Genomic DNA, 12100 nt, shown 5'->3' with positions numbered 1-12100 from the left:
TGCTGTCGAATTCACCGTGCACGGGCCGGTCAGCGGCCGGCCGCAAAGGGCATCCCCAGCAGCCGCAACAGATCGTAAGCCTCAGCGTCCGTCCGGGCCGAGGTCACAAACGTGATGTCCATGCCCTGGTGGCGCTTGATCTTGTCGAGATCAATCTCGGGAAAGATCGTCTGGTCGGCGATCCCGAACGTGTAATTGCCGCGGCCGTCGAAGCTGCGGGGCGACAACCCGCGGAAATCACGGATGCGCGGCAGGGCGGCCGAGACCAGGCGATCAAGGAACTCGTACATGACCTCGCGGCGGAGGGTGACCCGGCAACCGATGGGCTGCCCCTTGCGCAGCTTGAAGTTGGCCACGCTGTGGCGGGCGCGGTTGATGGCCGGCTTGCGGCCGGTGATCAATGCCAGGTCACGCGCCGCGTCGTCCACGGCCGTCTTTTCCAGCTCCGCACTGACGCCCATGTTGACCACGATCTTCACCAGCCGCGGGATCTGGTGCGGATTGGTGTAGCCGTACTTCTCCCGCAGCGCGGGGACGACCTCTTCGATGTATTTCTGGTAAAGTCTCGGTTTCATGACCCGGATTCAGCCGGTGAAAGCTTTCCGTTGGCGGGCTCAGGAGGCCGCGGGCGCGCCCTTGCGGGCCCGGCGGGCCTCATACACATCCACGCGCATGACGTTGGAAACGTGGATGGGCCCCTCCCGCTCGATGATGCCCCCCTGCGGATGGCGCTGGCTCTTGCGCATGTGCCGCTTGATCATGTTGACGCCTTCGACCAGCACACGCTGGCGTTTCGGATCCACGTGGATGATCCGGCCGCGTTTGCCCTTGTGGGCACCGGCGATCACCACCACTTCGTCACCCCGTTTGACGTGCAATCCGCCCATGGCTGCTCAGATCACCTCCGGGGCCAGCGAAATGATCTTCATGAACTTTTTCTCGCGAAGTTCACGAGCCACCGGCCCGAATATGCGCGTACCGCGCGGGTTGTTGTCCTTGTCGATCAATACCACCGCGTTGCTGTCGAAACGCAGGTAGGAACCGTCGCTGCGCCGGATGGGATGCCGGGTTCGCACCACCACGGCGTTGCAGACGTCGCCCTTCTTGACCTGGCCATCCGGCGCCGCCGCCTTGATGTGCACCTTGATGACGTCGCCCACACGGGCATATCGCTGGTTGCGCCCCAGCACGCCGATGGCCCAGGCGATCTTGGCCCCCGTGTTGTCCGCCACTTCCAAATGCGATCGTACCTGCAGCATAGGTCCCTCCCATCAGGCAGCCGCACGCTCCAGAATCTCCACCAGGCGCCAGCGCTTCGTCTTGGACAGCGGACGCGTCTCCACGATCCGCACCCGGTCGCCCACCCGCGCCTCACCCTTCTCGTCGTGCACGTAGTATTTCTTGTACGCCTTGACGATCTTGCGGTAGCGCGGATGCGCAAAGCGCCGTTCCACCCGCACGGTGATGGTCTTCATCATCCGCGCGGCGATCACCTCGCCGATCCGCTCCTTGCGATGACCGCGCGATTTCGCCGGCGTTGGTTGCGTCTCTGCCATAGTGAAACCCACCTCTCTCAGCTGGCTTGCATGGACGCCTGCCTGCGCAGTTGCGTCACGCGCGTCTCCAGACGCGCGATGTCACGCCGCAACAGCCGCAGCCTCGACGGCTTCTCCAACTGGGCCGTCGCCTTCTGCAGGCGCAGGTTGAAAAGTTCCTGGCGCAGCTCCCGCAGCCGGGCCTGCAGTTCCGGCAGGGTCATCTCCTGCACCTTGCGCCACTCGTCCTTCTTCATACCTCGTCTTCCCTGGTTGCGCCCTCCGGTCTCAACCGTGGGCATGCCGCGTCACGAACCGGGTCGCAATCGGCAGTTTGCTGGCCGCCAGGCGCATGGCCTCCCGCGCCACCGACTCGGGCACACCATCCACTTCAAAAAGGATCTGCGCCGGCCGAACCACCGCCACCCACGATTCCACCGGACCCTTGCCCTTGCCCATGCGGGTTTCCAACGGCTTCTTCGTGTACGACTTTTGCGGGAAGACCCGGATCCAGAGCTTGCCGTGGCGTTTCATGTGGCGGGTGATGGCCACGCGGGCGGCCTCGATCTGCCTGGTGTCCAGCCAGCACCGCTCCAACGCCTGCAACCCGTACTCACCGAAAGCCACCGTGTTGCCGCGGCTGGCGATGCCCGCCCGGCTGCCCCGGTGCATCTTCCGGTACTTGACCCTTTCCGGCATCAATGGCATGGCTCAAATCCTCCTTCAGGCCTGCGTCCTGGCCCCGTTGACCGTGGCAGTGGCACCCGGCACCGTCCGACCCCGGTTGCCCGTGGTGGGGCTCTCGCCAAAACAGACCCAGCATTTCACACCGATCCGACCGTAAACGGTGTTGGCTTCGGCAAATCCGTAGTCAATGTGCGCCCGCAGGGTGTGCAGCGGGACCCGGCCCCAGTGATACTGTTCCACCCGGGCCAGCTCGGCCCCTCCCAGACGGCCCGCGCATCGAATCTTGATGCCCTCGATCTTGACGTCGCGGCAGTCCCGGGCCGATTGAATCGCCTTCTTCATCGCCCGCCGGAACGACACCCGCCGTTCCAGCTGGAGCGCCACGTTCTCCGCGATCAACTGCGCCTCGACCTCGGGCTTGAAGTTGTCGTCAATGTGGATGTAGATCTCCTTGCCCGTCATCCGGGCCAGTTCCTCCTTGATCCGGTCAATCTCGGCGCCCTTGCGCCCGATGACCACGCCGGGCCGCGCGGTCCGGATGGTGACACGACACCGGTTGGCCGCACGCTCGATCAGGATCCGGGAGACCGAGGCCGATTCGAGCTTCTTCTTGAGGTACTGCCGGATGGCAAAGTCCTCGGCCACCAGCTTCGGAAAGTCCCGCTTGTTGGCGAACCACTGGGAACGCCAGTCCTTGTTGACCGTGACCCGCAGGCCGATGGGATTGGTCTTTTGACCCATACGCGCAAAAGGTTGTTCAGTCTTCGGTGCTCAAAACGATCCGCACGTGACAGTGGCGCTTCCGAATCGGGCCGGCCGATCCCCGGGCCTTGGGGATCCACCGCTTGTAGGTGACCCCCGTCTCGGCCACCGCCAGCCGCACCCGCCACCGTTCCGGCGGCACACGGTCGAACTTGCCCTGCCGGGCCAGTTCCTCGGCATTGGCCAGCGCCGAACGCAACGTCAGTTCCGCGTACCGGGCCCCCTTGCGCGGGATGAAGCTCAGCAGTTGCCTGGCCTGCACGGCCGGCAGACCCTGGATCTGCCGCACCACCTCGCGCATCTTTTGCGCCGACATCGGCACGTTCCGTGTGACGGCGTACACTTCCATATCACTTCTCCGCCTTGGCCGTGTGCGCCCCGTGTTTCCGGAAGGTCCGCGTGGGCGCAAACTCGCCCAACCGGTGTCCCACCATGTTCTCGGTCACGAACACCGGCTGGAAGATCTTCCCGTTGTGCACGTTGAACGTCAGCCCCACAAACTCCGGGGTGATCACCGACCGGCGGGACCAGGTCCGAATCGGAGCCCGCGACCCGCTGGCCCGGGCCTTCTGGATCTTCTCCATCAGGCTCGGATCGACAAATGGACCTTTTTTGAGCGAACGACCCATGGCTCGTTATTTCCGTTTCATCGGCAACCCGTTCCGGCGCACCAAGATGAACCGATTGGACGGCTTGTGCCGGTCCCGCGTGCGGCCACCCTTGGCCAGCAAACCCCAAGGCGAGGTGAGCTGGTGCCAGCCGCCACCCGATTTGGCCTTGCCGGCGCCCCCACCGTTGGGGTGATCCACCGGGTTGCGCGCCACACCTCGGGTGATCGGCCGGATCCCCAGATGACGGCTCCGACCCGCCTTGCCCAACACGATGTTGTTGTGGTCCAGGTTGCCCACCTGACCGATCGTGGCGTAGCAGTTCTCGTGGATCAGCCGGATCTCGCCGGAGGGAAGGCGGATCTGGGCATAACCGCCGTCGCGCGACATCAACGTGGCAGCCGACCCCGCGCTGCGGACCAGCTGCGCGCCCCGTCCCGGCACCAGTTCAATGTTGTGAATCTGCATGCCGATGGGAATGGCCTTCAGCGGCAGGCTGTTGCCCGGTTCGGGCGGAGCATCGGGACCGCTCATCACCTTGGCCCCCACCTTCAGCCCGTTGGGCGCGATGATGTAACGCTTCTCCCCGTCGGCATACTGCAACAGGGCCAGCCGCGCGGAACGATTCGGATCGTACTCGATCGCCACCACGGTGGCTTCCACCCCGTGCTTGTCCCGCTTGAAATCCACCAGGCGGATCTTCTGTTTGTGACCGCCACCAATGCCGCGCGCGGTGATCCGGCCGTACATGTTGCGGCCGCCGGTCTTCTTGCGCGTGACGACCAGCTTCTTCTCCGGCCGCGTCTTCGTGATCTCACTGAAGTCCGCGACCGTCTTGAACCGCAACGACGGCGTCAGCGGTCGAAAAGTCTTTACAGGCATAATACGTGCACTCGTTTGTCAGCCACGTTTCAGGAGTAGCGGACCATCACTCCCGACCCAAACAGGTTCGGTTCTCGGCCCGCACACGCAGTGCTGTCCGTGCTTCGCACCCACTTTCCGGGGCGAAACGGAGCAGGAAGTATAGCAGCCGTTCCCAACCGCGCAAGGGGTTTCTTTTCCAAAAAAACGACCTCTTCAGGACGCCCTCCGGCCCCCGCAAACGCCGCACCGGACCTGTCGCCGGCTTTCCCCCGCCGGGTGGAGGCCGCATGCGAGACGGCGTTTTGCCCCCCGCCGGACCCGACCCGTCCGGCACCCCCCTTTCCATCGATCCCAATTGCCCTTTCATCTCCAACCGGAGCACGTCACCGGGCCACACACACCTGGGGACGTCCCGCGAGATCGGCACCGCTTCCTCACCGCCCGGACTGAAAGCGACGGAGGCGCGCGCGGCATCGAAGCGAACCGACCCGGTCCACATTCTGCGCCGCGGCCAGCCCGCACCACACCGGCAACCACCCATCCCGAAGCAGCCGCGCACACGCGGCTGGAGAGCAGACATTCTCCATCAGCCCGACCGTCTTGCCGGACCGCACCGCGGTGGCGACGTGCCACCGGGAGGAAGACCCGCCAACGTGCCCGGACGCGGGCCGCGAAAACCGGAGGCCCACCGGACCGGGTCGGCTGGCTCGAACCACCGGCCATTGAAATGACGGTCCCCGGGCGGGCGCCTTTCCACTTGTCACCACACCACCGGCCGGTACCTTGCCCTCATGAAACGAACCTTGCTCAGCGTTGCAGTCCTCACCAGTGTTCTAATGATCGCAAACGCCGGGGCCGCGGAGGTGGAGGAAGGCTTCGTCCCCCTGATGGACGGCAAGACCTTCACGGGCTGGCGGAAATCCGCGGAGAATCCCGACAGTTGGCGCATCGAAGACGGCGCGTTCGTGGCGCACGGTCCCCGTTCCCACCTCTTCTACGAGGGCGACGGTCGGCCCTTCAGAAACTTTCATCTCAAGGTGGAAGTGATGACGGAACCCGGTTCCAACGGGGGGATTTACTTCCACACCCGCTATCAGGAGCGCGACTGGCCACGGGCGGGTTTCGAATCCCAGGTCAACTGCACGCACTCCGACTGGATCAAGACCGGCAGCTTGTACGGGATTGTCAACGTGGGCCACGCCTTCTCGCAGGATCGCAAGTGGTGGACCCAGGAAATCATCGTGGAAGGCCGCACCATCACGGTCAAGGTGGACGGCACCATCGTCCTGCAATATGTCGAGCCCGAGGGCGCCCAGCCCGGCCGGCCCTTCGAACGTAAACTCGGCGAGGGAACCTTCGCCCTCCAGGCGCATGACCCCAACAGCATCGTGCGCTACCGCAACATCCGCGTGAAACGGCTCGACTGAGGCACCCCGTCCGGAAAGGCCTCGTACTCAGTCGAAAGGGCGGTCCTGCCGGGGCCGCCCTTTTGCTTGACCCGTGACCCACCCTCCCGCCGGGCCCGATCCGTTCCAGGCGCCCCGCCCTGAAAGAGACTCTTGTCACCGGATCCCGACCGCGTCACGCTGAGGCCATGAACACCCGGTTTTCAGCTTGTCCCTCCCTGACAGGCGTCCTCCTGCTTGCCCTCCGCCTCACCGCGGCCGAGTCCCCTCCGGCAATGAGCGGGGACCGGATTCCCGCGGGCGGGGGCACATGGATCGTGCACCCCGTTCAACACGCCACGTTCGCACTCGGGTGGAACGACAAGGTCCTCTACGTGGATCCCGTGGGGCCCACGGAGCGTTTCGTCAAGTTGCCGCGGCCGGACCTGGTGTTGATCACCGACATTCACGGCGACCATTTCAACCTGGACACCCTGCATGCGGTATGCAGGGAAACCACGCGTCTGGTGGCCCCACAGGCGGTGGCCGAGCGCCTCACGGAAGAGATGCGAAGCCGGACGACGGTGCTGACCAACGGGCAGGTGACCAAGGTGCTCGACTTCACCATCGAGGCGGTGCCCATGTACAACCTCACGCCGGACCGTCTCCGCTACCACCCGCGCGGTCGCGGCAACGGCTACGTTGTCGCCGCCGGTTCCAGCCGCGTGTACATCAGCGGGGACACGGAAGACATTCCGGAGATGCGCCGGTTGCGGGACATTCACATTGCCTTCGTCTGCATGAACCTGCCGTACACGATGACCGTGGAACAGGCGGCCGATGCCGTGCGCGCCTTCCGCCCGCGAATCGTGTATCCCTACCACTACCGGGGCTCGGACGTCGAACGGTTCGGCCGGCTGGTGGAGCAGCAGGGCGGCATCGAAGTGCGCATCCGGGACTGGTACCGGCCGTGACCATCCGCTCGCACGGGCAGGCAACAGCCCGCCCCGGGTGATCCCGTCACAGCGGCTGCACGCGGCTCGAACGCAAACCAAGGGGACGACTCCAGTTTGCACCTTGGTGCCCGCAGCCGCGGTCCTTACACTGCGGCGCCACGATGTCGCAGCTGCTCAAGTCGTCCGGTGCCATGGCCCTGGCCACACTGACCAGCCGGATCCTCGGCATGGTGCGGGAGATGGTCTACGCGCGCTTCATGGGGGACGGCTGGGTGGCCGGCGCCTTTCAGGTGGCGTTCACCATGCCCAACCTGTTCCGGCGCCTGCTGGGCGAAGGAGCCCTGACGGCGGCGTTCATCCCGATCTTCAAACAGAAGGAACGCAGCGGCGACCCGGCCGCGATGTGGGGGGCGGCCAACGCGGTGATCTCTGGTCTGGTGGTGGCGGCTGCGGGCGTGATCCTGCTGGTACTGCTGGGCGTGTCGGCCGCGCTGGAGTTCGGCACCTGGGAAGGCCGCGTGCACCTCATGCTTTCGCTGTTGCGGATCATGTTTCCCTACATGCTGCCGGTGTGTCTGACGGCCGTGCTGATGGGGATGCTGAATGCCCGGGGTTACTTTTTTCTCCCGGCCATGGGCGCGGCGATGCTGAACGTGGTGATGATCGCCTTCGTACTGGTGGTGGCACCGCGGTGGGGCCGGGAACTGCACGAGCAGATCTACGCACTGGCATGGGGAGTGTTGATCGCCGGCCTGGCCCAGGCGGCCTTTCAATGGCCCGCGCTGCATCGGGAGGGGTTCCGCTACCACTGGGTGTCGCCGTGGCGCGACCCGACGGTGCGGGAGGTCGTCCGCCGCATGATTCCGGGGACCATCGGCGTGGCCGCCTTCCACATCAACGTGATGATGGTGCAGATGCTCGGGCTCTGGGTGGACCGCCCGCACGCGCCGGTGATCGCGCCCTACAACTATGCGGTGCGCCTGATGGAACTGCCCCAGGGCGTGTTCGGCATCTCGGTGGCCACCTACCTGCTGCCCGCGCTCTCCGGATTGGCGGCCTCGAAGGATTGGCCGGAGTTTCGCCGGTCGCTGCGGCACGGCATGGGGCACCTCCTGGTGGTCAACGTTTGGGCGGCGGTGATGTTGGTGGTCCTGGCCGAGCCCATCGTTCGCCTGTTGTTCGAGGGGCGGCGGTTCGGACCGGATGCCACCCTGCGAACCGCCTGGGCGCTCCAGTGTCTGGCACCCAGCCTGGTCGCCTATTCGCTGGTCAATGTTCTGGCCCGCGCATTCTACGCCCTGGACGACACCTTCACCCCCATGCGCATCAGCATCGTCTGTCTGACGCTCAACCTGGTCCTGTCCGCCGTGCTGGTGTTTCCGCTCCGCCAGGGGGGCTTCGGCCTGGCCAACACGCTGACCTCCGCCCTCAACGCGGTCCTGCTGGCTTACGCTCTGCGACGCAAACTCCGGCACCTGGAGTGGGGCGACCTGCGGGGCCTGACCCTCCGCGTGGCCGGCATGGCGGTGCTCACCGCCGGAGTCACTTGGTGGGTCCGGCACGGAAGCGCGGTCCAATGGCCCCCGGACACGCTGACCGGGCGACTTGCCCACGTCTTCGTTCCGGGCGCCGCCGGCACCCTCGTATACGCCCTGCTCGCCCGCGCGACACGGGTGCCGTTGGCCGAGGAACTGAGTCAACTCCTGCGTTCCTGGGTGACCCGCCGCAGAGGCTCCCGCTGAACGGCCGCCGAAGCCCGGTCGGCCCCGGCTTCAGGAGCCGTCGGACAACCGCGACCTGGCCGACAACCGCCGCCCGGTGGAAAAGCTGTTGATTCAGGAGACCCCTGCAGCATACACGTGGGGCGGGAATCGAACGGAGGAGGCGCAGCGCGACTGCGTCCCGTCCGGGCGATGCCCGGCTGAGAACCGCCCATGAACACCATCGCGAGACCAACCATGAAAGCCTCTCACCTTCCTCTGGCAGCCGTGTTCGGGATCAGCTTCGCCCTCGTGACGCCCTCCGGATTCGGCACCGAGGGCAGGGACTACACCCGGGAATCGCCCGAGGCGAAGGCGCGTCGCATGGCCTGGTTCGAAGAAGCGCGCTTCGGCTTGTTCCTCCACTGGGGCGTGTACGCCGTCCCCGCGGGCGAATGGGAGGGCAAGACACACTACGGGGAATGGTTCCTGGAAGAGACCCGGATGCCGGTTTCGCAGTATGAAAAATTCGCCGATCAGTTCAACCCCGTCCGGTACGACGCCCGCACCTGGGTGCGGCTGGCCAAGGCCGCCGGCATGAAATACATCGTGATCACCAGCAAGCATCACGACGGTTTTTGTCTCTGGGACTCGGCGGTGACCGACTGGGACATCGGTCGCACGCCGTTCGGCCGGGCAGGCCGGGATCCGCTAAAGGAACTGGCTGAAGCGTGCCGCGAGGAGGGGATCCGCCTCTGCTTCTACTATTCCATCATGGACTGGCACCACCCCGACTGGGGGACACGCCGGCCGTGGAACGACCGGGCAAGCGGCACACCCGACATGGACCGGTACGTGCAGTACATGAAGGCACAGCTTCGCGAACTGATCACGCGGTACGGCCCCCTCGGGATCCTCTGGTTCGACGGCGAATGGGAATCTCCCTGGACCCACGAACGGGGTGTGGACCTGTACAACCACGTCCGCAGCCTGCAGCCGGACATCATCGTCAACAACCGCGTGGGCAAGGGGCGGGCAGGCATGCAGGGCATGGACCGCGGGCGCGGCGTGGGCGATTACGGCACGCCCGAACAGGAAATCCCCGCCACGGGGTTCGGCCCCGGTGTCTACTGGGAATCCTGCATGACGATGAACGATCACTGGGGCTACAACAAACACGACCAAAACTGGAAGAGCACCCGCGTGCTGATCCGGAACCTGGTGGATTGCGCCAGCAAGGGGGGCAACTACCTGCTGAACATCGGTCCCACGGCAGAGGGGACGTTTCCCGAACCGGCCGTCCAACGCCTGCAGGAGATCGGCCGCTGGATGAGCCGCAACAGCGAATCCATTTACGGCACGAAAGCCAGCCCGTTCGAGTCGCTGCCCTTCGGCCGTTGCACCCAGAAACCGTTGCGCAGCGGCAACACCATCCTCTACCTGCACGTGTTCGAGCGCCCCGCCGACGGCCGCCTCCTCCTTCCGGGACTGGTCAACAGCCCGCTCCGGGCGCGATTCCTCGCCGATGACACCCCGCTGCGTGCCCGCGCCACCGAGGCAGGTGTCGTGGTGGAACTGCCCGAAACGCTGCCCGATCCCGACGTCACGGTCGTGGCGCTGGAGATCCGCGGCAAACCGCGCGTGATCAAACCCGATCCCTATGCCGACGAAACCCCCGAACAACGCGATGCACGGATGCGTTGGTGGCGGGAGGCGCGTTTCGGCATGTTCATCCACTGGGGGGTGTACGCCGTGCCGGCCGGGGTGTACAAAGGCCAGCGGATCCCCCGCCTGGGCGAGTGGATCATGAACCGGGCCAAAATCCCCGTGGCCGAGTACCGGGAATTCGCCCGGTCGTTCAACCCGGTCTTCTACGATCCGGACGCCTGGGTCCGCCTGGCCAAGGAAGCCGGCATGAAATACATCATCATCACCAGCAAACACCACGACGGTTTCGCCCTGTTCGATTCCCAGGCCAGCGATTGGGACGTGGTGGACGCCACGCCCTACGGGCGGGACCTGCTCCTGCCGCTGGCGGCGGCCTGCCGCAAACACGGCATCAAACTCGGCTTCTACTACTCGCAGGCGCAGGACTGGGTGAACGGCGGCTCGGCCAGCGGCGGCAAATGGGACCCCGCCCAGGAACGAGACATGGACGATTACATCCGCAACGTCGCCGTTCCCCAGGTCCGCGAAATCCTCACCCGCTACGGCGAATTCCCCGCCGTCCTCTGGTGGGACACGCCCGTGGACATGAACCGGGAGCGTGCCGATCAATTGATCCGCCTGCTGCGGCTCAAACCCGGAATCATCCACAACAACCGCCTCGGCGGCGGCTACCGCGGCGACACCGAAACGCCCGAACAATACATCCCGGCTACCGGATACCCGGACGGTCGCGATTTCGAGGTCTGCATGACCATCAACGACACCTGGGGCTACAAGAGCTGGGACCACAACTGGAAAAGCACCGAGACCCTCATCCGCAACCTCATTGACATCGCCAGCAAGGGCGGCAACTACCTGCTGAACGTGGGGCCGATGGCCGACGGACGCATCCCCGAGCCCAGCGTCCAACGACTGAAGGAAATCGGCGCATGGATGAAGATCAACGGCGAGGCCATCTACGGCACCCGGGCCAGTCCCTTCCGGCGCCTCCCCTGGGGACGCTGCACCGTCAAGCCCGACGGACGCCATACCATCCTCTACCTCCACGTCTTCCAATGGCCCACCAACGGCCAACTGGTGGTGCCGGGGCTGAAAAATCCCATCCAAAAGGCCTGGCTCCTGGCCGACCGCCGTGCGCGGCTCTCCATCGAAGCCGGCGAAGGAACCCAGATCATTCGCGTCCCGGCCGTGGCACCCGATCCCATTGCCACCGTCGTGGCCGCGCGGATCCCGGGCAGACCCGAGGTCGAACCCCTGCCCTTCTATCCGGAAGCCGATGGCCGTCTCCTGCTGGACGCCATGGAAGCCACCCTTCACGGCAGCCAACTACGGTACGAACCCGACCGCACCAAACGCTGCATTGGATTCTGGACCGACCCGAACGAGTGGGTCAGTTGGGACGTCGAACTGGATCGCCCCCGCCGGTATCGCATCCGCCTCTCCACCGCAGCCGAGGCAGAGGGAGCACGGCTGGTCCTTCGCGCCCGGTCGGCCCGGCTGGAGGTGGCCATTCCCCAGACAGGCGATTACACCCGCTTCCGCGAAACCGACGCCGGTGTGCTGGAGCTGCCCGCCGGCCGGTTCACCCTCGAAGTCCGGCCGGTCACCCAGGGTTGGCGTCCGGTCAACCTCCGCTTCCTGAGGCTGGAACCCGCTGACTGACCGCCCCGGCCGCCCCGGCCCGGTCCCACGCCCGCAAGCACCGGCCGTCGCCGAGCCGTTGCGAACCCGGCTGCCGCCGCCCGACCAGCGGCCCCAGGGGCCTGCCGGCACAAAATGCCGGTTGCGGCTCCGGCGCGCCGCGGTATGTTGGCATTGTGGATTGGCAACAGGCAGCCTCCCTGGTCATCGTGGCCGGCACGGCCCTCTGGTTGGGCTGGCGACTGGTACGACGCCGGCGGCAACCCGGCGGAGGCACCGGTCTGTGCGGTTGCA

At 65.7% G+C, this 12100-nt stretch carries 14 protein-coding genes; 4 read left to right on the top strand and 10 right to left on the bottom strand.

Annotated elements, in window-relative coordinates; genetic code table 11:
• Nucleotides 1–29: 29 nt before the first annotated feature.
• From rplE to rplB, 10 genes are read right to left on the bottom strand one after another with little or no spacing between them, the layout of a single operon-like run.
• Entirely contained in the window at nucleotides 30–575 is a 546-nt protein-coding gene (gene rplE / locus ACPDIX_RS03770; RefSeq protein ID WP_423430440.1) for a 50S ribosomal protein L5, read from the bottom strand.
• A 39-nt stretch (nucleotides 576–614) separates the two neighbouring features.
• The gene (gene rplX, locus ACPDIX_RS03765; protein ID WP_423430439.1) at nucleotides 615–887 is read right to left on the bottom strand and encodes a 50S ribosomal protein L24; all 273 of its coding nucleotides are present in this window, start codon (nucleotides 885–887) and stop codon (nucleotides 615–617) included.
• A 6-nt stretch (nucleotides 888–893) separates the two neighbouring features.
• Complete coding sequence (rplN, locus tag ACPDIX_RS03760) at nucleotides 894–1259, bottom strand: 50S ribosomal protein L14 (protein WP_423430438.1); 366 nt, start codon at nucleotides 1257–1259, stop codon at nucleotides 894–896.
• Between the two features lie 12 nt (nucleotides 1260–1271).
• Nucleotides 1272–1556, bottom strand: a complete 285-nt coding sequence (gene rpsQ, locus ACPDIX_RS03755) for a 30S ribosomal protein S17 (RefSeq protein ID WP_423430437.1) — start codon at nucleotides 1554–1556, stop codon at nucleotides 1272–1274.
• 17 nt (nucleotides 1557–1573) lie between these two features.
• A complete protein-coding gene (gene rpmC / locus ACPDIX_RS03750; RefSeq protein WP_423430436.1) occupies nucleotides 1574–1792 on the bottom strand; it encodes a 50S ribosomal protein L29 in 219 nt (72 codons plus the stop codon).
• A 31-nt stretch (nucleotides 1793–1823) separates the two neighbouring features.
• Nucleotides 1824–2243 carry a 50S ribosomal protein L16 gene (gene rplP, locus ACPDIX_RS03745; protein ID WP_423430435.1) on the bottom strand — a complete coding sequence of 140 codons (420 nt, stop codon included), beginning with the start codon at nucleotides 2241–2243 and terminating at the stop codon, nucleotides 1824–1826.
• Nucleotides 2244–2258: 15 nt separating this feature from the next.
• Nucleotides 2259–2963, bottom strand: coding sequence for a 30S ribosomal protein S3 (gene rpsC / locus ACPDIX_RS03740; protein ID WP_423430434.1), 705 nt, complete (start codon nucleotides 2961–2963; stop codon nucleotides 2259–2261).
• A gap of 16 nt (nucleotides 2964–2979) precedes the next feature.
• A complete protein-coding gene (locus ACPDIX_RS03735; RefSeq protein ID WP_423430433.1) occupies nucleotides 2980–3333 on the bottom strand; it encodes a large ribosomal subunit protein uL22 in 354 nt (117 codons plus the stop codon).
• Between the two features lies 1 nt (nucleotide 3334).
• The gene (rpsS, locus tag ACPDIX_RS03730) at nucleotides 3335–3613 is read right to left on the bottom strand and encodes a 30S ribosomal protein S19 (protein ID WP_423430432.1); all 279 of its coding nucleotides are present in this window, start codon (nucleotides 3611–3613) and stop codon (nucleotides 3335–3337) included.
• Between the two features lie 6 nt (nucleotides 3614–3619).
• Nucleotides 3620–4474 carry a 50S ribosomal protein L2 gene (gene rplB, locus ACPDIX_RS03725; protein ID WP_423430431.1) on the bottom strand — a complete coding sequence of 285 codons (855 nt, stop codon included), beginning with the start codon at nucleotides 4472–4474 and terminating at the stop codon, nucleotides 3620–3622.
• Between the two features lie 773 nt (nucleotides 4475–5247).
• Here rplB and ACPDIX_RS03720 point away from each other — a divergent pair.
• The 4 genes from ACPDIX_RS03720 (at nucleotide 5248) to ACPDIX_RS03705 (ending at nucleotide 11827) form a co-directional block, all read left to right on the top strand.
• Nucleotides 5248–5883 (top strand): 3-keto-disaccharide hydrolase, encoded by a 636-nt coding sequence (locus ACPDIX_RS03720; RefSeq protein WP_423430430.1) that lies wholly within the window; start codon nucleotides 5248–5250, stop codon nucleotides 5881–5883.
• Between the two features lie 167 nt (nucleotides 5884–6050).
• Entirely contained in the window at nucleotides 6051–6815 is a 765-nt protein-coding gene (locus tag ACPDIX_RS03715) for an MBL fold metallo-hydrolase (RefSeq protein ID WP_423430429.1), read from the top strand.
• A 143-nt stretch (nucleotides 6816–6958) separates the two neighbouring features.
• Nucleotides 6959–8539 carry a murein biosynthesis integral membrane protein MurJ gene (gene murJ, locus ACPDIX_RS03710; protein ID WP_423430428.1) on the top strand — a complete coding sequence of 527 codons (1581 nt, stop codon included), beginning with the start codon at nucleotides 6959–6961 and terminating at the stop codon, nucleotides 8537–8539.
• A gap of 216 nt (nucleotides 8540–8755) precedes the next feature.
• On the top strand, nucleotides 8756–11827 hold the full coding sequence (locus ACPDIX_RS03705) for an alpha-L-fucosidase (protein ID WP_423430427.1): 3072 nt from the start codon (nucleotides 8756–8758) through the stop codon (nucleotides 11825–11827).
• Nucleotides 11828–12100 lie beyond the last annotated feature (273 nt).

The sequence above is a fragment of the Limisphaera sp. 4302-co genome (assembly GCF_049537155.1).
Taxonomy (GTDB): domain Bacteria; phylum Verrucomicrobiota; class Verrucomicrobiia; order Limisphaerales; family Limisphaeraceae; genus Limisphaera.
This window is presented reverse-complemented; position numbering and strand designations above follow the sequence as displayed.

Bases quoted from the DNA above. Each gene is read 5' to 3' on its own strand.
- rplE (WP_423430440.1), bottom strand. From the start codon at position 575: ATGAAACCGAGACTTTACCAGAAATACATCGAAGAGGTCGTCCCCGCG.
- rplX (WP_423430439.1), bottom strand. From the start codon at position 887: ATGGGCGGATTGCACGTCAAACGGGGTGACGAAGTGGTGGTGATCGCC.
- rplN (WP_423430438.1), bottom strand. From the start codon at position 1,259: ATGCTGCAGGTACGATCGCATTTGGAAGTGGCGGACAACACGGGGGCC.
- rpsQ (WP_423430437.1), bottom strand. From the start codon at position 1,556: ATGGCAGAGACGCAACCAACGCCGGCGAAATCGCGCGGTCATCGCAAG.
- rpmC (WP_423430436.1), bottom strand. From the start codon at position 1,792: ATGAAGAAGGACGAGTGGCGCAAGGTGCAGGAGATGACCCTGCCGGAA.
- rplP (WP_423430435.1), bottom strand. From the start codon at position 2,243: ATGCCATTGATGCCGGAAAGGGTCAAGTACCGGAAGATGCACCGGGGC.
- rpsC (WP_423430434.1), bottom strand. From the start codon at position 2,963: ATGGGTCAAAAGACCAATCCCATCGGCCTGCGGGTCACGGTCAACAAG.
- ACPDIX_RS03735 (WP_423430433.1), bottom strand. From the start codon at position 3,333: ATGGAAGTGTACGCCGTCACACGGAACGTGCCGATGTCGGCGCAAAAG.
- rpsS (WP_423430432.1), bottom strand. From the start codon at position 3,613: ATGGGTCGTTCGCTCAAAAAAGGTCCATTTGTCGATCCGAGCCTGATG.
- rplB (WP_423430431.1), bottom strand. From the start codon at position 4,474: ATGCCTGTAAAGACTTTTCGACCGCTGACGCCGTCGTTGCGGTTCAAG.
- ACPDIX_RS03720 (WP_423430430.1), top strand. From the start codon at position 5,248: ATGAAACGAACCTTGCTCAGCGTTGCAGTCCTCACCAGTGTTCTAATG.
- ACPDIX_RS03715 (WP_423430429.1), top strand. From the start codon at position 6,051: ATGAACACCCGGTTTTCAGCTTGTCCCTCCCTGACAGGCGTCCTCCTG.
- murJ (WP_423430428.1), top strand. From the start codon at position 6,959: ATGTCGCAGCTGCTCAAGTCGTCCGGTGCCATGGCCCTGGCCACACTG.
- ACPDIX_RS03705 (WP_423430427.1), top strand. From the start codon at position 8,756: ATGAAAGCCTCTCACCTTCCTCTGGCAGCCGTGTTCGGGATCAGCTTC.